At 60.4% G+C, this 16,568-nt stretch carries 20 protein-coding genes and 1 tRNA gene; 13 read left to right on the top strand and 8 right to left on the bottom strand.

Annotated features, from left to right (window positions below; genetic code table 11):
* The first annotated feature begins 112 nt into the window (after positions 1–112).
* Together HKD28_RS04755 and gmk are read left to right on the top strand one after the other, a co-directional pair.
* The gene (locus tag HKD28_RS04755) at positions 113–1,372 is read left to right on the top strand and encodes an AI-2E family transporter (RefSeq protein WP_194267247.1); all 1,260 of its coding nucleotides are present in this window, start codon (positions 113–115) and stop codon (positions 1,370–1,372) included.
* 206 nt (positions 1,373–1,578) lie between these two features.
* A complete protein-coding gene (gene gmk / locus HKD28_RS04760; protein WP_194267248.1) occupies positions 1,579–2,205 on the top strand; it encodes a guanylate kinase in 627 nt (208 codons plus the stop codon).
* On the opposite strand, the gene HKD28_RS04765 is transcribed toward gmk, so the two are convergent.
* Entirely contained in the window at positions 2,195–3,094 is a 900-nt protein-coding gene (locus HKD28_RS04765; protein WP_235993299.1) for a slipin family protein, read from the bottom strand. The genes gmk and HKD28_RS04765 overlap by 11 nt on opposite strands.
* A gap of 50 nt (positions 3,095–3,144) precedes the next feature.
* Positions 3,145–3,585: a GntR family transcriptional regulator gene (locus tag HKD28_RS04770; protein WP_194267249.1), complete on the bottom strand. Its 441-nt coding sequence runs from the start codon at positions 3,583–3,585 to the stop codon at positions 3,145–3,147.
* Between the two features lie 160 nt (positions 3,586–3,745).
* Between HKD28_RS04770 and hisG the strand changes: the two genes are divergently transcribed.
* The 9 genes from hisG (at position 3,746) to HKD28_RS04815 (ending at position 10,042) form a co-directional block, all read left to right on the top strand.
* The gene (gene hisG / locus HKD28_RS04775; RefSeq protein WP_194267250.1) at positions 3,746–4,471 is read left to right on the top strand and encodes an ATP phosphoribosyltransferase; all 726 of its coding nucleotides are present in this window, start codon (positions 3,746–3,748) and stop codon (positions 4,469–4,471) included.
* A complete protein-coding gene (gene hisD / locus HKD28_RS04780; RefSeq protein WP_194267252.1) occupies positions 4,471–5,763 on the top strand; it encodes a histidinol dehydrogenase in 1,293 nt (430 codons plus the stop codon). Before hisG ends, hisD begins: the two co-directional genes overlap by 1 nt.
* The gene (locus tag HKD28_RS04785; protein ID WP_194267254.1) at positions 5,763–6,203 is read left to right on the top strand and encodes a hypothetical protein; all 441 of its coding nucleotides are present in this window, start codon (positions 5,763–5,765) and stop codon (positions 6,201–6,203) included. Before hisD ends, HKD28_RS04785 begins: the two co-directional genes overlap by 1 nt.
* Before the next feature lie 127 nt (positions 6,204–6,330).
* Entirely contained in the window at positions 6,331–7,635 is a 1,305-nt protein-coding gene (locus HKD28_RS04790; RefSeq protein WP_194267257.1) for a DEAD/DEAH box helicase, read from the top strand.
* A 166-nt stretch (positions 7,636–7,801) separates the two neighbouring features.
* Positions 7,802–8,020 carry a translation initiation factor IF-1 gene (infA, locus tag HKD28_RS04795; RefSeq protein WP_007282896.1) on the top strand — a complete coding sequence of 73 codons (219 nt, stop codon included), beginning with the start codon at positions 7,802–7,804 and terminating at the stop codon, positions 8,018–8,020.
* 13 nt (positions 8,021–8,033) lie between these two features.
* Positions 8,034–8,690, top strand: coding sequence for a Maf family protein (locus tag HKD28_RS04800; protein WP_194267259.1), 657 nt, complete (start codon positions 8,034–8,036; stop codon positions 8,688–8,690).
* Entirely contained in the window at positions 8,687–9,730 is a 1,044-nt protein-coding gene (locus tag HKD28_RS04805) for a ribonuclease E/G (RefSeq protein ID WP_194267261.1), read from the top strand. Before HKD28_RS04800 ends, HKD28_RS04805 begins: the two co-directional genes overlap by 4 nt.
* The gene (locus HKD28_RS04810) at positions 9,727–9,906 is read left to right on the top strand and encodes a DNA gyrase inhibitor YacG (protein WP_194267264.1); all 180 of its coding nucleotides are present in this window, start codon (positions 9,727–9,729) and stop codon (positions 9,904–9,906) included. Before HKD28_RS04805 ends, HKD28_RS04810 begins: the two co-directional genes overlap by 4 nt.
* A gap of 60 nt (positions 9,907–9,966) precedes the next feature.
* Positions 9,967–10,042 (top strand) — tRNA-Phe (locus HKD28_RS04815).
* A gap of 53 nt (positions 10,043–10,095) precedes the next feature.
* Here HKD28_RS04815 and HKD28_RS15570 read toward each other — a convergent pair.
* Entirely contained in the window at positions 10,096–10,248 is a 153-nt protein-coding gene (locus HKD28_RS15570) for a hypothetical protein (protein WP_207728849.1), read from the bottom strand.
* A gap of 47 nt (positions 10,249–10,295) precedes the next feature.
* On the bottom strand, positions 10,296–10,748 hold the full coding sequence (locus HKD28_RS04820; RefSeq protein ID WP_194267267.1) for a MarR family winged helix-turn-helix transcriptional regulator: 453 nt from the start codon (positions 10,746–10,748) through the stop codon (positions 10,296–10,298).
* Positions 10,749–10,815: 67 nt separating this feature from the next.
* On the opposite strand from HKD28_RS04820, the gene HKD28_RS04825 reads away from it, so the two are divergent.
* Positions 10,816–12,306, top strand: a complete 1,491-nt coding sequence (locus HKD28_RS04825) for an FAD-dependent oxidoreductase (protein WP_194267270.1) — start codon at positions 10,816–10,818, stop codon at positions 12,304–12,306.
* Between the two features lie 41 nt (positions 12,307–12,347).
* Here the strand turns inward: HKD28_RS04825 and ctlX are convergent, their stop codons facing one another.
* A complete protein-coding gene (gene ctlX, locus HKD28_RS04830) occupies positions 12,348–13,277 on the bottom strand; it encodes a citrulline utilization hydrolase CtlX (RefSeq protein WP_194267273.1) in 930 nt (309 codons plus the stop codon).
* Positions 13,278–13,314: 37 nt separating this feature from the next.
* Positions 13,315–14,331: an ornithine cyclodeaminase gene (locus HKD28_RS04835; protein ID WP_194267276.1), complete on the bottom strand. Its 1,017-nt coding sequence runs from the start codon at positions 14,329–14,331 to the stop codon at positions 13,315–13,317.
* Between the two features lie 126 nt (positions 14,332–14,457).
* On the opposite strand from HKD28_RS04835, the gene HKD28_RS04840 reads away from it, so the two are divergent.
* A complete protein-coding gene (locus tag HKD28_RS04840; RefSeq protein ID WP_194267278.1) occupies positions 14,458–14,877 on the top strand; it encodes an Lrp/AsnC family transcriptional regulator in 420 nt (139 codons plus the stop codon).
* A gap of 63 nt (positions 14,878–14,940) precedes the next feature.
* On the opposite strand, the gene HKD28_RS04845 is transcribed toward HKD28_RS04840, so the two are convergent.
* The gene (locus tag HKD28_RS04845) at positions 14,941–15,372 is read right to left on the bottom strand and encodes a hypothetical protein (RefSeq protein ID WP_194267280.1); all 432 of its coding nucleotides are present in this window, start codon (positions 15,370–15,372) and stop codon (positions 14,941–14,943) included.
* A 166-nt stretch (positions 15,373–15,538) separates the two neighbouring features.
* Entirely contained in the window at positions 15,539–16,564 is a 1,026-nt protein-coding gene (gene gap / locus HKD28_RS04850; RefSeq protein WP_194267288.1) for a type I glyceraldehyde-3-phosphate dehydrogenase, read from the bottom strand.
* Positions 16,565–16,568 lie beyond the last annotated feature (4 nt).

Genomic DNA, 16,568 nt, shown 5'->3' on the forward strand with positions numbered 1-16,568 from the left:
AGTGACCGGATGCCACTGGAGTTCAAGGGGTTTTTTGGGCAGAACACGTAACTGTGTCCTTTCGCGGACCGTTCTGGTCCGTAAGCTCCGTCTTCGTTGCAGGCAAAAAAACATGTCCGGCCGTCCCATTGCGTCCTCCGCCGACCCTGCCTGTAGCGATACCGCGTCCCCGTCTGGGAGAACTGGTGAAAAACTGCTGCCGGACGGCGATTTTCCGGACCCCACACTCGACCGGAACCTGCTGCGCGACCATCTGAACATCCGGGACATGTGCGTCCTGATCCTGACGATTCTCGCCGTATTCTATTCGCTGTATTTCACGGCCCCCATCCTTCTGCCCTTCGTCTTCGCGCTCGTGCTGAACCTGCTGATGATCGCACCCATGCGTTTCCTGACCCAGCGCCTGCGGCTGCCCCGGCATCTGGCGGGCCTGCTGCTGATTGTCATGATGTTCGGAATCGTGGGCGGAATCGCCACGACGATTTCCGTCCCGGCGGCTGGCTGGATCACCCGTGCGCCGCAGACGCTCCCCGCGTTGCAAAGCAAGCTGGCCGTTCTCAGCGGGCCGATCGACATGATCCAGCACGATTACATGCGTCTGTCGGCGATGTTCAGCGGCCATTCCGGCAACACACATACGGCACATGGCGTCACCGGACCGATCAGCGGGGAGACGGCGCTTTCGCGGCTCGGCTCTTCCGTTCTGGCCGGGACGCGGGAGCTTGCAGGCGGCTTCTTCTCGATGCTGCTGATGCTATTCTTCCTCATGACGGAAGGCGACACGCTTCTGCGCCGCTGCGTCGAGATCATGCCGACCTACGCCAAAAAGCGCCGCCTCGTGGAGATGGCGACGCAGATCGAGCAGAACGTCTCGCTCTATCTCGTGACAATCACCATGATGAATCTGGGTGTAGGGCTGGTGAACATGATCCAGTGCTGGGCGACCGGCATGCCCAACCCACTTCTGTGGGGCGTGCTGGCGTTCCTGCTGAACTACATTCCCATCATCGGGCCGCTCACGGGTGTGGTGGTCTATTTCGTGGTCGGGCTGTTCAGTTTTCCGTCCCTGCTTTACGCGCTCCTGCCGCCGTCGATCTATCTGCTGATCCATGTGCTGGAAGGCGAGACCATCACCCCCATGCTGCTGGCCCGGCGCTTCACGCTCAATCCCGTTTTCGTCATGGGATCGCTGCTGTTCTGGGACTGGATGTGGGGTATTTCGGGCGCCTTCCTGTCCGTGCCGATGCTCGCTGTCTTCAAGATTGTCTGTGACCATATCGAAGTTCTGGCCCCGCTCGGGCATGTTCTGGGTGGACCGACACGACGGACGATCAGTAGTGCTATTGTTGCGCAGCTTCAGTCCGAGCCGTGAGGATCGGGGCGTTGCCCCGCGCCCCACAAAGGGGCTCGCCCCTTTGATCCAGATTCCAAATAAAGCTGTTTCCAAAGGCCCCGGCCTTTGGCGGGTTTCAGGGCAGCGCCCTGAACAGGCTCTGAATATCTGGCCAGAACCGCCCCCTTTACGCTAGACGCTTCGGCAGAACATTCCTGTCCGGTTCATTCTTCCAAGGAGACCCCATGACCCAATTGCCCCGCCGTGGCGTCTGTCTGGTGATCTCGGCCCCGTCTGGCGCGGGCAAGTCCACCATTGCCAACGCCCTGCGCGCTTCAGAGCCAACCCTGCGCCATTCCGTCTCGGTCACGACGCGCGGGCCGCGTCCGGGGGAAGTCGAGGGTGTGCATTACCATTTCCGGGATATCGCGGAATTCCGCCGCATGGCTGCGGATGGCGAACTACTGGAATGGGCGGAAGTCTTCGGTCGGGGCTATGGCACACCGCGCGCACCAGTTGAGGAAGCGCTGAATGCCGGTCATGACATGGTGTTCGATATCGACTGGCAGGGGCACCGCCTTCTGCGCGCGGCCCTACCGGACGATGTGGTGAGCCTGTTCGTTCTGCCGCCGTCTCTGGAAGAACTGGAACGCCGCCTGAACAAACGCGCGTCAGACCATCCCGAAGAAATCGCCAAGCGCATGCAGGCGGCGCTGAACGAGATTTCCCACTGGTCCGAATTCGATCACACGATCATCAATTCGGACCTCGATACCGCTATCTCGCAGGCCCGCTCCGTCCTGACAGCCGCGCGGCTGGCTACGCGACGTCAGCGCAACCTGCCGGACATGGTCGCCAGCTTCAGCCGCTGACTCCACCAGTCTCAGCCGGGGCGCCTGCATCCGGCTGGACGGTCTGCATTGCGGCGGCAAAGGCCGTCGCGGAGGTCATGGCATCCGCCATGGTTGTCGGCATCAGGATGGTGGTGCCGCGGTTCTTGTTCATCTCAAAAATACGGTTGATCTGAAGGATCTGGAGCGCGATCGGCGAGGCTTCGTAAGTCTTGGCCGCCTGCGCCAGTTCATGCGCCACTTCCCGTTCTGCCGAAGCCAGCGTGACGCGGGCAGCACGCTCGCGCTCGGCCTGCGCCTGACGGCTCATGGCATCCTGAAGACTGTCGGGCAGTTGTACGTCGCGGATTTCGACAGCCTGAACTGTAACGCCCCATTCGCGCGTCTTGATCTCGATAAGATCGCGCAATTCGCCGTCGATACGGCGGCGGTCTTCCAGCAGCGTCGCCAGATCCGAACTGCCGACAACCTCGCGCAGCGTCGTGAGCGCGACCATCGAGACCGAACCCTCGTAATTGTCCAGCTCCGTGATGGCCCGCAGCGGATCATGCACCATCCAGAACACGACCGCGTCCACATCCACCGGCGTTGTATCGCGCGTCAGGGTCTGACGCGTATGGACGGGCACCGTGCGGATACGCTGGTCCACAACGGCGTCGATCTGATCGAGAAAGGGCACAATCAGAAACAGGCCCGGACCGCGCAGCCCCTGAATCTTTCCTGCCCGCAGAACCAGAACGCGCTGCCAAGAATTGCACATCTTGAGCGATAGATGCACGAGCAGGGCCAGCACGAAGCCACCGATGACCCAGCCGGGCTGCCGCGTCAGAGCCGTCAGTCCGGCCGAAAGCAAAAAAACGATCGCCGCGATGGAGGCGGAAATCGTGTTGAGAGGCAGTTTCCGATTCATGGATGGCACCAGCGACATGGAAGGAAGGACGGGGAAATCCGGCATGGACATCAGCCTTTGGCAGAGCCGCTCTCGGGCTCGGAGGGAGTGGGAGGCAGACCGAGAAGATCGCGCATGGCGATGACGACCGCTTCGGGATCAAGGCCCGCGGCCTGACTGCGGGCGATGGTGGAGGCCGCGAGCGCGCGGACTTCCGCGGCTTTGAGGGCGCCGTCCGGGTGTGGCGGTGTGGCGCTGACGAAACTGCCCCGCGCCCGCAGCGTCCGGATCGCGCCCAGCCGCTCGAGTTCCGCATAGGCCCGCTGGACGGTGTTGAGATCCACCCGCAGGTGAACGGCGAGCGCGCGCATGGTCGGCAGTCGGTCGTCGGGCTTCAGCAGCCCCGACCCGATAGCGGCCAGCACCCGCTCGCGGATCTGAACGCGCAACGGCAGGGCGCTGGCATCCGAAAGCGGCGTGGGAAAGAGGTATGTTTCTATGTCAGCAGACATGCATACAAGAGTGATCCGCTTTCGGAATGTTCGTCAAGAAGATTCCGTGTCAAAGCACTCTCAAGGCTGTTTGAAACCGCGCAAGGCTTGGGAAGACTCCGGCTTCGTGATATGCGCTGCCGTTCCCAGTGCCTGCGGACAGCCAAGGACCAGACGTCGCATGACAGCGCTCCAGACCGACCCCCCGATCATTACCCGGAACGGAACGGACACGACCGCGCATCATCATACGCCGCTCATCCTCGCCCTCCCGAAAGGCCGCATCCTCAAGGCGCTGGCTCCGGTCCTGACACGCACGGGCATCGAACCCGACCCGGACTGCCTGACCGAAAGCAGCCGCCGCCTGCGCTTTGGCACGTCCGATCCGAATCTGGATGTCGTGCGGGTCCGCTCCTTCGATGTCGCAACCTTCGTGGCCTATGGCGGCGCCGATATCGGCGTCTGCGGCGCGGATGTCCTGATGGAATTCGACTATCCGGATATCTATGCCCCGCTCGATCTGGGCATCGGGGGCTGCCGCATTTGCGTGGCACGCCCCAAGAGCATGGTCGAAGATCCCGCAACGGGTCAGTCCCGTCTGCGGGTTGCCACGAAATACCCGACTATTGCCCGCCGCCACTTCGCCTCCCGCGCCATCAATGCCGAGATCGTGCATCTGAATGGGGCGATGGAACTCGCACCGACGCTAGATCTGGCGAGCGTGATCGTTGATCTGGTCGATACCGGCTCCACCCTGCGCGCCAATGGCCTGATGGAAACCGAGACCATTGCCCATGTCACGAGCCGCCTGATCGTCAACCGCGTCGCGCTCAAGACCCGGCCTGAAGAAATCAGCGCCCTGATCGAGCGTTTCCGTACAGCCCTCGCCACGGAGGGCGCGGTCTGATGAAACGCCTCGATACAACTGCCGCCGACTTTTCCGCAGACTTCGCAACACTCCTCGCAGCGCGTGGAAGTGACGAACGCAGCGTGGCCGAACCGGTCCGTGCGATCCTCGCAGACGTCCGCAGCCGGGGCGACGAGGCCCTGTGCGACTATACCGCCCGGTTTGATCGGTTGACCCTGCCTGCTGAAAAACTCCGTATCAGTGCGGAAGAGATCGCGTCCGAAGCCACGCGCGTGCCCTCGGACCTGATGGACGCCCTCCGCACCGCCGCACGGCGGGTCGAAACGTTCCATGCCGCCCAGATGCCCAAGGATCTGGACTTCACGGACGAAGACGGCATCCGCCTCGGCATGCGCTGGACCCCACTGGATGCGGTCGGGCTCTATGTTCCGGGCGGCAAGGCGGCCTATCCGTCCTCCGTACTGATGAACGCCCTGCCCGCCCGTGTGGCGGGTGTGAAGCGGCTGGCCATGTGTGTCCCGGCCCCGGACGGCGTGCTGAACCCGGTGGTTCTTGCAGCCGCGCAGCTCTGCGGCGTGACGGAAATCTACCGCATTGGCGGCGCTCAGGCCGTGGGCGCCATGGCGTTCGGTACGGACCTCATCGCCCCGGTGGACCGCATCGTCGGGCCGGGCAATGCGTATGTTGCGGAAGCCAAACGGCAGGTCTTTGGACATGTCGGCATCGACAGCATCGCCGGGCCGTCCGAAGTCGTGGTCGTGGCCGATGGGCAGAACGATCCGCGCCTTGTCGCACTCGATCTGCTCGCACAGGCCGAGCATGATGAGCAGGCTCAGGCCATTCTCGTGACGACGGATGCTGCCTTCGCAGAGCGCGCCGCCGAGGCCGTCCGCAAAGAGCTGGAAACCTTGCCCCGTGCCGCCATCGCTTCGAAAAGCTGGGACGATCATGGCGCGATCATCGTCGTGCGTTCGCTTGAGGAAGCCGCCGAGATCGTCAACGCACTGGCACCCGAACATCTGGAAGTCATGCTCGACGCCCCGCGCGATTTCTCGGCGATGGTCCGCCATGCCGGTGCGATCTTCATGGGGCGCAACTGCCCCGAAGCCGTGGGCGATTATGTCGGCGGCCCGAACCACGTCCTGCCGACCAGCCGCACGGCGCGGTTCGCCTCCGGCCTATCGGTGTTCGATTTCATCAAGCGCACCACCACCATCGAAACCGATGCAGCCGGTCTGCGCCGGATCGGACCCGCGGGTGTGGCTCTGGCAACCGCCGAAGGACTGGACGCCCATGCCCTCAGCCTGTCAGCCCGACTGGAGAAGAACTGATGGCCCGCCTGTCGATCGGTGATCGTGTTTCGGACCTGAAGGGCGCGCATGACGGCAGGCTGGTCGATATCGACGGCACCACCGGCTATGTCGAGCAGGCCAATGGCGTGGAAGTCGAATTCCCGCTGAGTCAGCTCAAGCCTTATGAAGAACCGAAAATAGCCGAAGAGCGCACGCTCTCCGGCCCCCTGCGGGACCGCCTCCTGAACCCGGCGCAGAAAGCGCTTTTGGCCTCCATCCCCGCGACGCTGCTGGCCGCTATTGCAAAAAGCTATGACGCGGGGAGCGACGGTCCGGGATCGCGCACGCCGTTTGCGGCCCTTCCGGAGTCCAAACGGCTTGAGGCCATCCGCATCTATCTGCCGTCACTTCCGCAGAGGCTTCTGGCGTCACATATGAATCTGGTCGTCGCCATGCGCGATATTTCCAAACTGTCCTGACGGGCTGAGGCTGCATGCTTTTCGGTCGCGTTGACGGCGGGAAGCATCATTCGTACAAGCCCGCTTTCTGAATCCGCGAAGCCCCATCAGGCGCAGCTTTACTCAGCGCCGGAGGCGCCGCCTTATTATGTCCGTAACTTTTGCCGATCTCGGCCTTACGCCCACAATCCTTGGTGCTCTGGACGACGCAGGCTACGTCAAGCCGACGCCCATTCAGGCCCAGTCCATTCCGTTTCTGCTGGAAGGTCGCGATCTGCTCGGACTGGCGCAGACCGGCACGGGCAAGACGGCCTCTTTCGCGCTTCCTTTGCTGCACCGGCTTGCCGAAACCCCGCGCCCTGCCCCTAAAAATGGCGCGCGCATTCTGGTTCTGGCGCCCACGCGCGAGCTGGTTTCGCAGATTGCAGACGGGTTCGAGAGCTTCAGCCGTCACCAGCCCGTGCGCGTCACCACGATTTTCGGTGGCGTCAGTCAGGTCCATCAGGTCAAGGCGCTTGAAGAGGGCGTGGACATCATCGTCGCTGCACCGGGACGCCTGCTGGACCTGATCGAGCAGGGCCTGTGCGATCTGTCGCAGCTTGAGGCGCTGGTGCTGGATGAAGCCGACCAGATGCTCGACATGGGCTTTGCCAAGCCGATCGAACGCATTGTCGCAACACTCCCCGCAGACCGACACACGGTGCTGTTTTCCGCGACCATGCCGAAATCCATTACGGCCCTCGTCGAGAGCCTCCTGCGCGACCCGGCCAAGGTCGAAATCGCACCGCCCTCCACCACGGTGGACCGCATCGCGCAGTCAGTCATGTTCCTTGATGCGTCCAACAAGAAAGCGGCTCTCCTGTCCCAGCTTCAGACGCCGGGCATCGGTCAGGCCGTCGTCTTCACATTGCAAAAGAACATCGCCAACGAGGTCTGCACCTTCCTGACGGAGTCCGGCATCACGGCGGAAGCGCTGCACGGCAACCGGTCGCAGGGCCAGCGCGAGCGTGCGCTGAATGCATTCCGCGTGGGCGATGTTCAGGTTCTGGTAGCGACCGATATCGCGGCGCGCGGCATTGACGTCGATACGGTCACACATGTCATCAACCACGACCTGCCGAGCCTGCCGGAAAGCTATGTCCACCGGATCGGGCGCACGGGCCGTGCGGGCCGCAGCGGTTTTGCCATCACGCTGTGCGATGCCGAACAGCGCGCCTGGCTCCATGCCGTCGAGCGTGAGATCGGTCGGACTCTGGACGTTCATGACAGCCATGAATGGCACTGCGAAAAGGCCCGGAACTCCACCATGCGGCCGCCCGTGCTCGGCGGCGGTCCGGTCAAGCAGGTCAAGCCGCAGAAGGTGCGCGAACGCCGCATCTGGACTGAGGAAGAAAAGATGGCCGCCCGCGCCGCGGCTCAAGGCGGAGCGCAGGCTGCCGGTAAAGCCTCCTGAAAACCACGCCGAACCGGCATAAAAACCGCAAGAATCCCGGGACAGGGGCCGGTCGCGCTTGACCTTTCGGCTGACAGTCCGCACATAGCGGGCTGGATTTTCTGGCTCCGCACCGGAGCCACTGCCGCGCGCAGATCATTACCCTGTCCCTGAAGCAAGGATTCACATGTCAAAAGAAGACCTGATCGAGTTTACCGGCACCGTCATGGAACTGCTCCCCAACGCCATGTTCCGCGTCACGCTCGACAACGAGCACACCATCCTCGCCCATACGAGCGGCAAGATGCGCAAGAACCGCATCCGTGTTCTGGCCGGTGACCGTGTCAACGTCGAAATGACGCCCTACGACCTGTCCAAGGGCCGGATCACGTTCCGCTTCAAGTAAGACAGTCCGCCGCATGACCGCATCCCCGTCTTCCGCAGAAGGGTCATCCGGCCTTTTGGACCGTCCGAAGCTCGTTCTGGCCTCCGCCTCCCCGCGCCGCCTGAGCCTGCTGGAACAGATCGGCATCGTGCCCGACGCCGTCGTCAGCGCCGATATCGACGAAGAACCGCGCCCCGGCGAACTGCCGCGCCCGCTTGCGCAGCGCCTCGCCCGCCAGAAGGCGGAGCATGTGGCCGCGCAGCGCATGGACGCCGCATTGGTCCTCGGCGCGGATACCGTGGTGTCGGTCGGCCGGCGTGTCCTGCCGAAAGCCGAAGACGAAAAGACGGCCCGCGCCTGCCTGAAGCTGCTGTCGGGCCGTCGGCACAAGGTTCTGACGGCCGTGGTCCTGCGCCCGAGCGCGGGCTGGCAGCAGGGCAATTCCTGCGAGCGGCTGGTGGAAACCTCCGTCATTTTCCATCGCCTGACGGACGCGCAGATCGACGCCCTGATCGCGCAGGGGGACTGGAAGGGCAAAGCGGGCGGTTATGCCATTCAGGGCGCCGCCGCCGCCCATATCCGCCAGATTGGCGGCAGCTATTCCGCCGTTGTGGGGCTGCCTTTGTTTGAAACCGCGCAGCTCCTGCGCGGACAACCGGTGGGCAAGCCTTCAGGCGGCTGGATTGCATGACTGAAATCCGCGCAGCCTGTTCTCCGGGCGAAGTGCGGATTGCCGTCACGGATCATGACACGCTGCTGGACGTCGCACTCTGGCGTCCCGGCTGCCCGGATGGTCTGGAAGACTGGCACGTTGCCCGCGTTCAAAAGACCGCCCCGACCCTCGGTGGCGCATTCGTTCTGTTAGAAGATGGGCAGAGCGGTTTTCTCTCCACACGCGATGCCCTGATAGAAGGCACTCTGATCGCAGCGCGCGTCAGTCGCTCGGCACAGAACGGAAAAGGCCTGCGTCTGCGTCGGGCCGATATGCCTGCCGAAGCGCCTTCCGCTCCGAAACTTCTGGAACGCGGCCCGACCCCGCTGGACGAACTGGCGGACCGCTATTCTGATGCGCCAATTTTCGTGGATGATCCGGGTATTGCCGCAAAACTGCCTGTGCGGCTGCGTCCGCGCCTTCAGCGCTGCCAGCAGGCGTTCGATGGCGCGCTTGAAGCCGATTTCGACAGTCTTGGCAGTTCCGATGCCGATCTGGGCCTGCTGACCGCCAGTTTTTTTCCGACGCCTGCCTTGGTTGCCATCGACCTCGACAGCAGCGGCGCTCCTGACTTCAAGGGGAATGTCGCAGCTTTTCCAGACCTTGCCCGGCAGATGCGTTTGCGGAACCTCTCAGGCACGATTCTGGTCGATCCGGCAGGTGTAAAGACGCGCAAACGCCCCGCTCTGGTCCCCTTCCTGCGCGAGGTCCTGTCCGGCGACCCGCTCAAACCGGAAGTCCTCGGCGCAACGCCATCGGGTCTGCTGGAGCTAACGCGCCCGCGCCGTCGCCCGCCCCTTCATGAACTTCTGTCTTCCCCACAGGGTCTGGCTCTGTCCATCCTGCGGACGATCCTGCGCGAAGACCGCCCCGGACAGACGCTGACGGCCTCGATCAGCCTCATCAAGGCGCTGGAAAGTGATCCTGAAGCTCTCGCTGATTTCACGTCACGGCGCGCGCGGACGTTAGACCTTGTCCTTGACCCCAACGCCTCCCCTGCAAGCTGGAGCCTGTCATGAGCGAGTCCACCTGCCCGATCTGCCACCGCCCCACAGATCCCCAGTTCCGCCCGTTCTGCTCCCGCCACTGTGCAGATGTCGATCTGGGCCGCTGGTTCAGCGGAACATACCGCGTTCCGTCCTTTCGTCAGGACAATCACGAAGAACAGGACGAATATCGCGACGGAGAGGGTTGATCCCACCGCAATCATAAGCTACATCCCATCTCCGCAACGGGGTTCGCCCTGAAGCTCGGTGCCCAAGTAGCTCAGTTGGTAGAGCATGCGACTGAAAATCGCAGTGTCGGTGGTTCGATTCCGCCCTTGGGCACCATTTATTTCCCCTGAAATCGGGTGCATTCCGCCCTATCAGCAGATGGTCGCTCCTCAGAGCGTAGCGCCTGTCAATCCCCAGTTCCGTTCTGCCATATAAGTTGCTCGATCCCGCGTCGCGATCAGGCCATGCACAATGGCTCGCAACGCGCGGAACCAGTCGAGACCCTGCTCGGCGGCTGTGCGGGGGGAGCCAAGAGCAGACAACGTGACGGATTTGGATCAGGATCGGGCCGCAACGTCTGTTTTCGAACTCATCGCATCAGATCGTCAGCGAAGCGTCTCAGGAGCGCCCTCAACTGATCGAGGTCTTCGTCGGTCCAGTCGACGAGAATGCGGTTCGCCAGCCTCTCGCGCGCTGCGTTGAGCAGGTCGACCATTTCCTGCCCCTTTTCTGTCACTGTCGCTTCCCGAACACGCCTGTCCGTCATGGACGGCTTGCGCTCGATGAGGCCCAGTTCCTCCAGCTTGGTCATCTGTCGGCTGATGGTCGTATGATCGCGGCCCGTCCGATCCGCGAGTTCGACAACACCGATCGGACCATAACGCCATACGCGCGCCAAAAGCGGAAACAGGGCCCGATCCAGCGGAATACCGGCCTCTTCGATCAGGCGATCATCCCGACGCGGCCGGTTGATTTCATCGACCAGATCGATGATCGCGGCATGGAGTCCCCGCAGGATCTCAGAATCGTGTGCATTATTCACGTTTTTCGTTGCCTTCGACGCGGAGCCTATATATGTGAATATTACATATTGATTCGCGGAGCTGCCAGTGTCTTTCGATACAGACGTCCTGATCTCGGGTGCGGGGGCTGCGGGCCTGACACTTGCCATCGACCTCGCCCGACGTGGAATTTCGTTCCGACTGATCGAGCAGAATACGCAGCCGTTCAGCGGGTCGCGCGGCAAGGGCATCCAGCCCCGGACGATGGAGATTTTCGAGGATCTCGGCATCGTTGATCGTGTGGCTGCGGCAGGCGGCCCCTATCCGCCGCTGTGTCAGTATCGCCCTGATGGAACCCATAAAATGTCGCTTCTGACGGAAGCAGACGTCTTCCCGACCGCAGCCGAGCCCTATGCGGCGCCACTGATGCTGCCGCAGTTCGCCACCGAAGCCGTCATGCGGGAGCGGCTTGCCGAACTGGGCCATCATCCACATTTTGGGACGCGACTGACAGGGTTTGAACAGGACGCCCAGGGCGTTACGGCGAGGATCGAACAGGACGGCGGCGAGCAGGTTATCCGCGCCCGGTTCCTCGTCGGGACCGATGGTGGCCGCAGCTTCGTGCGTCATGCATTGGCGATCGATTTTCCGGGAGAAGCACTGGGCGTGCGTGCGATCGTTGCCGATGTGCGGCTGGAGGGGTTGGATCGGTCTGTCTGGCATCGGTTCCAGTTCGGCTCACCCGAAACACAGGTGATGATCTGTCCTCTGGCGGGGACGGCCCTGTTCCAGATTCAGGCTCCTGTGGCTCTCGACGGAGAGGTCGATCTGTCTCCGGTCGGGCTGACCGCGCTGATCAAAGACCGGACCGGCAGGGAAGACATTACGGTCCGTTCTGTGTCGTGGTCCTCGGTTTATACGATGAGTGCGCGTCTGGCCGATCGCTATCGGGTCGGGCACGTCTTCCTTGCGGGGGATGCCGCACATGTTCACCCGCCAACCGGCGGGCAGGGCCTCAATACCAGCGTTCAGGACGCCTATAATCTCGGCTGGAAGCTGGCGTCCGTGCTCGCGAGGGCGCCGGAGGCGCTGCTCGACAGTTACGAGGCGGAGCGGCGACCGGTCGCATTGAACATGCTGCGTCTCTCGACGCGGCTGCTTGGGGAAGTCAAGCAGGGCACCATGCGACGCGATCGCGAGGCGCGTCAGCTTGACCTCGGCTATCGCGGTTCATCATTGAACGTGCCCGGTTCGGTGAGCGGCAAAGTGCAGGCGGGCGATCGCGCCCCTGATGCGCCCTGTCGCGGACAGGCCGGGCAGCGGACGCGGCTGTTTTCGGTTTTTCAAGGAGCTCACTGGACCCTGCTCGGTTACGTGGTGCGTGACCGGTCGTTGGCCATCGCAGGTGTTCGGATCGTCACCATTGGCGCGGGGCATGAACTCGTCGATGAAGAAGGCGATATCGCCGAAGCGTACGGTGTCGAACCCGATCAGTGGGTCCTTGTGCGTCCGGACGGTTACATCGCCGGAATTATCCCTTCTGACAATTTGGAGGCGCAGCTTTCGCGCTACCTGGCACACATATTGCCCCCTCGTTGATCGATACATTCGAAAGGTCATGCCGGGGGCGGTTTTGGCATTCAGAAACGCGGTGTCAGATGCACTCCTGCCATCATGCAGCGAACGGAGCCGCCGGCCAGTTCGATGGTTGGGACATCCAGGGGCAAAAGCGTTGCCGAGCGTTCGATGATCCGGATCTGCTCTGGCCGCAGTGCCTTGAGGGCGCGTCGCGACAAGGCCAGAACGCGCCCCTGAGATCCTGAAAGTTCTAAAGCATTTCCAGCAAAATCATTGATTTGGTTAAAGGAGAGATCAATGATTTCACGACCATTTTCGGTCAGTCTGTTTCGGACTTCCTGACGACGGTGCAGGTTGCTGATTGTCTCCAGGCTGATCATTGCAAAACTGGTGCCCACACACATCAGCACATTTGTATGATAAATAAGGCGCCCGGCCTCATCTGCCGCATCAAAAACAATCGGTTCAAAATTGAAATGGGTGCAGAAGCGCTCCATGGCGACTTCGTTGGTCCGGTTGGATTTGGCCGCGTAGGCAATGCGGCTGATATGGTCGAGGACCATGGCCCCGGTCCCTTCAAGAGACAGACCGTCCTGCTCCAGTCCGGAATAATCAATGACATCCTGGACGCGGTATTCGTGTTTGAGCATTTCGATAACGTCTCCGCGTCGCTCACGGCGGCGGTTTGGAGAGAACATCGGGTAAATTGCAATATGGCCACCAGCGTGAGTGGAGAACCAGTTATTGGGAAAGACGGAATCCGGCGTTTCTATTGTTTCATCTTCGAACAGATGAACCTTCACACCGAGCTGTTCCAAGGCTTCTGCCGCCCGGGTGACCTCGGCATGAGCCTGTGTCGCAATTTCTGAAGTCGTCCGCGTACCGTCCCGCGTCTGAAAGACGTTATCCTGTTCCGTTTCCGGATTGGGATGGAAATGGTGCGGTCGGATCATGACCACCGCTCTCGGGGCCTGAACTGAGAAGGACGTCATGACAATATTCCCCTGAAATGCTCTGGAATGACTGAGTTCAGACCTGATTGAGAAGACCGAAGAGGTTACGGGGGTCTTCCGGCTCGGCCACAAGGTCGATTTCCGTATAAAAATCTGTGCCCAGAATTTTGTCTCTAAGGTAACGCAGTGCAGAGAAATCCTCCGTGGCGAAACCCACCGAATCAAAGATCGTGATGTCCTGTTCGGAGCGGCGGCCCTGAACGTCTCCGGTCATGACCTGCCAGAGTTCCGTCACGGGGAAATCTTGCGGCATCTGCTGAATTTCACCTTCAATACGGGTCTGTTCAGGATATTCTACAAAAACGCGTCCACGGTTCAAAAGCGCGGCCTGCAACTCGGTTTTTCCCGGACAGTCGCCACCGACGGCATTGATGTGAACGCCCGCGCCGATCATGTTATCAGACAGGATCGTGGCCTTCAGTTTGTCAGCCGTCACGGTCGTGATGATATCGGCGCTCGATACGGCATCCTGACTGCTGTTTGCGACGATGATATCGAGCCCACTGGTCTGCATGTTCCGACAGAATTTTTCCGTTGCGGCAGACTCCACATCGTAAACTCTGAGATGCGTAATGCCGCACAGCGCCTTGAAGGCCGTCGCCTGAAATTCAGACTGCGCGCCGAGACCGATGATGGCCATCACCCGGCTGTTGGGCCGGGCCAGGCAGCGAGCCGCCACTGCAGACGTCGCGGCCGTTCGCAGAGCGGTGAGCAAGGTCATCTCAGAAAGCATGAGCGGATAGCCGGACTGCACATCTGACAGCACACCGAATGCCGTAACGGTCTGGAGGCCTTTGCGCGTATTCCTAGGATGACCGTTAACATACTTGAAGCTATAGAGCGCATCATCGGCCGTTGGCATCAGTTCAATCACACCATCGCGGGAATGGCTCGCCACGCGCGGCGTCTTGTCGAATTCCGGCCAACGGCGGAAGTCTTCTTCGACATAAGTGGCCAGTTCCGTCAGAAATGTTTCTACCCCAACCGAACGTATCAGCTGGATAAGGTTTTCGACGCCGACATACTGGACCATGATCTCTCCTGCTTTCTGCTGTGGGATAATGGTGCCTTCACGATATGCTGGTTAACATGATCAATATGATATAAAATATGAAAAAAAATCAGTCATATTGCTCGATAGTATATAGCATAATAACGTATGTATATTTTTGACGACCTTGATCGTACCCTTATCTCCATTCTGCGTGAGGATGGGCGGGCACCTGTCGCCAAGCTTGCATCCATCATCGGCGTATCACGCGCGACTGTTCAGGCGCGGCTGGATCGCCTGTTGGAAAATGGCTCCATTTTAGGGTTTACCGTTCGAGCGCGTGAACATCACGACGACATCAGGGCCATTATGCTGATTGAGGTTTCTGGAAAATCGACCACCTCAGTGATCCGCGCCCTGCGATCCATTCCGGAGCTTTATACGCTTCACACAACGAATGGTGCTTGGGATCTTATTGCGGAAATTCGGACAGATACCCTTCAGAATTTCGATCGTGTTCTGAGGGAAGTTCGTATGACCGATGGTATTCTCAATTCAGAGACCAGCCTCATGCTCAGTTCTATTTAGGAGCAACAGTTCCTCAAGTTTATGGGGCTCGTTTATTTCGGCCCTCGTTCGCGGGAATCGTGGTTAGCGATGATGTCGCTTGGGTTGGCACGACAGGAGGTTGATACCAGCAGAATCGTCAAAACGGTCCGGATGCGCCGTGAGAGGCATGGACACGACATCGTTGATCCGATGATCAACATAGACGAACTTCCAATAATGAAGCCGGGCATCAAACCAAGGGTTGTCATCAAACATTTTGTCCCACTCCAGCAGATCACGCCGCAATGGCGATCCGACGCCGTTGCTCTGTGTCCAGACCGCCGACTTGCAAATCGAGACACGTTCGACGCGCACGATCAGCCGCCCGTTGAGAGATGCCTTTCCATCAAGCTCCTCGTTAAGCACAATGTTGAGGTTATGGGTTAACTCCTCCAACGATTCCGGCTTGGCTCCTGCGAAGGCCGTGCCGCCGATAGCAACGGCAAAAATCAGGCTGAGAAAAACGCGGATCATTGATTTTGTCCTTTCGGAAATAACATAGCCTCGTCATAGCGGCGCGCACCACCGGCCAGTGTTTATTCCCAAGAAGGCAAAAACAGCTAAAAATTATCCGCAAAACAGGTAAAAACCGTCATTCCGTTTTTTATCAAAATGGGCGACTTATCAAAGTTGCCTGCGCTCAGTCAGATTGCAAAGCCATAAAAACGGCGGTGTCGATCATCCTGTTCGAGAAACCCCATTCGTTATCATACCAGCTACAGACATGAACCATTTCACCGTTCCGGATGAGGGATGTCTGTGTCGCGTCGAAATTGGAGGATGCGAGACTGTGATTGAAGTCGCTGCTAACCAGCATGGCGTCGCTATAATCCAATATGCCTGCAAGAGCCCCTGTGGCCGCATCGCGGAAGACGGCATTGACCTCATCTACGGATGACGGCGCGCGCGACGGCATGAAATCGAGTGCGACCATCGAGACATTCGGTGTCGGCACACGCAATGACGATCCGGAAAGCCGGCCCTTGAGATGTGGCAGGACAAGATCGATCGCTTTGGCTGCGCCTGTGGAGGTTGGCACCATATTCAATCCGGCGGCGCGGGCGCGCCGCAGGTCCCGATGTCTGCGGTCCACGATCTGCTGGTCGCCGGTGTAGGAATGAACGGTCAGCATGTAACCGCATTCGATTCCGAATGCTTCGTCGACGATCTTTACAAGCGGCGCGAGACAGTTGGTTGTGCATGAACCATTCGAGACAACGGTCATGCCCGGCCTGAGAGCCTCATGATTTACGCCATACACGATCGTGGCATCCACATCACTCGCAGGCGCAGAGATAAGAACTTTTCGCGCTCCCGCCTGTAACAGGGGTTGTACGGCCTGTTTCGATGTAAACAGTCCCGAGCATTCCATGGCGACATCCACGCCATCAAGGTTCAGCGCCGCTGGATCACGCTCTGAGGAAATGCGGATCGGTCCGTAAGTCCGGCCCTGTGCCTCGATCGTCAGATGGTCGCCTTCAAGACGGACCTTCCCTGAAAACCTGCCGTGAATGCTGTCGTAAACCAGCATGTGAACCTTGTCTTCGACACTGCCAGGACCATTGATGACAACGGGAACGATGTCGGTCCGACCGCTCTCGATAATGCTTCTCAGGGTCAGACGCCCTATCCGTCCAAATCCATTGATCCCGATCTTGACTGTCACGATA

It is taken from the genome of Gluconobacter cadivus (assembly GCF_015244745.1).
In the GTDB taxonomy this organism is placed as follows: Bacteria; Pseudomonadota; Alphaproteobacteria; order Acetobacterales; family Acetobacteraceae; genus Gluconobacter; species Gluconobacter cadivus.

Excerpts from the sequence above, each read along its gene's own strand:
- HKD28_RS04755 (WP_194267247.1), top strand. The coding sequence starts at position 113 with ATGTCCGGCCGTCCCATTGCGTCCTCCGCCGACCCTGCCTGTAGCGAT.
- gmk (WP_194267248.1), top strand. The coding sequence starts at position 1,579 with ATGACCCAATTGCCCCGCCGTGGCGTCTGTCTGGTGATCTCGGCCCCG.
- HKD28_RS04765 (WP_235993299.1), bottom strand. The coding sequence starts at position 3,094 with ATGAATCGGAAACTGCCTCTCAACACGATTTCCGCCTCCATCGCGGCG.
- HKD28_RS04770 (WP_194267249.1), bottom strand. The coding sequence starts at position 3,585 with ATGTCTGCTGACATAGAAACATACCTCTTTCCCACGCCGCTTTCGGAT.
- hisG (WP_194267250.1), top strand. The coding sequence starts at position 3,746 with ATGACAGCGCTCCAGACCGACCCCCCGATCATTACCCGGAACGGAACG.
- hisD (WP_194267252.1), top strand. The coding sequence starts at position 4,471 with ATGAAACGCCTCGATACAACTGCCGCCGACTTTTCCGCAGACTTCGCA.
- HKD28_RS04785 (WP_194267254.1), top strand. The coding sequence starts at position 5,763 with ATGGCCCGCCTGTCGATCGGTGATCGTGTTTCGGACCTGAAGGGCGCG.
- HKD28_RS04790 (WP_194267257.1), top strand. The coding sequence starts at position 6,331 with ATGTCCGTAACTTTTGCCGATCTCGGCCTTACGCCCACAATCCTTGGT.
- infA (WP_007282896.1), top strand. The coding sequence starts at position 7,802 with ATGTCAAAAGAAGACCTGATCGAGTTTACCGGCACCGTCATGGAACTG.
- HKD28_RS04800 (WP_194267259.1), top strand. The coding sequence starts at position 8,034 with ATGACCGCATCCCCGTCTTCCGCAGAAGGGTCATCCGGCCTTTTGGAC.
- HKD28_RS04805 (WP_194267261.1), top strand. The coding sequence starts at position 8,687 with ATGACTGAAATCCGCGCAGCCTGTTCTCCGGGCGAAGTGCGGATTGCC.
- HKD28_RS04810 (WP_194267264.1), top strand. The coding sequence starts at position 9,727 with ATGAGCGAGTCCACCTGCCCGATCTGCCACCGCCCCACAGATCCCCAG.
- ctlX (WP_194267273.1), bottom strand. The coding sequence starts at position 13,277 with ATGACGTCCTTCTCAGTTCAGGCCCCGAGAGCGGTGGTCATGATCCGA.
- HKD28_RS04835 (WP_194267276.1), bottom strand. The coding sequence starts at position 14,331 with ATGGTCCAGTATGTCGGCGTCGAAAACCTTATCCAGCTGATACGTTCG.
- HKD28_RS04840 (WP_194267278.1), top strand. The coding sequence starts at position 14,458 with ATGTATATTTTTGACGACCTTGATCGTACCCTTATCTCCATTCTGCGT.
- HKD28_RS04845 (WP_194267280.1), bottom strand. The coding sequence starts at position 15,372 with ATGATCCGCGTTTTTCTCAGCCTGATTTTTGCCGTTGCTATCGGCGGC.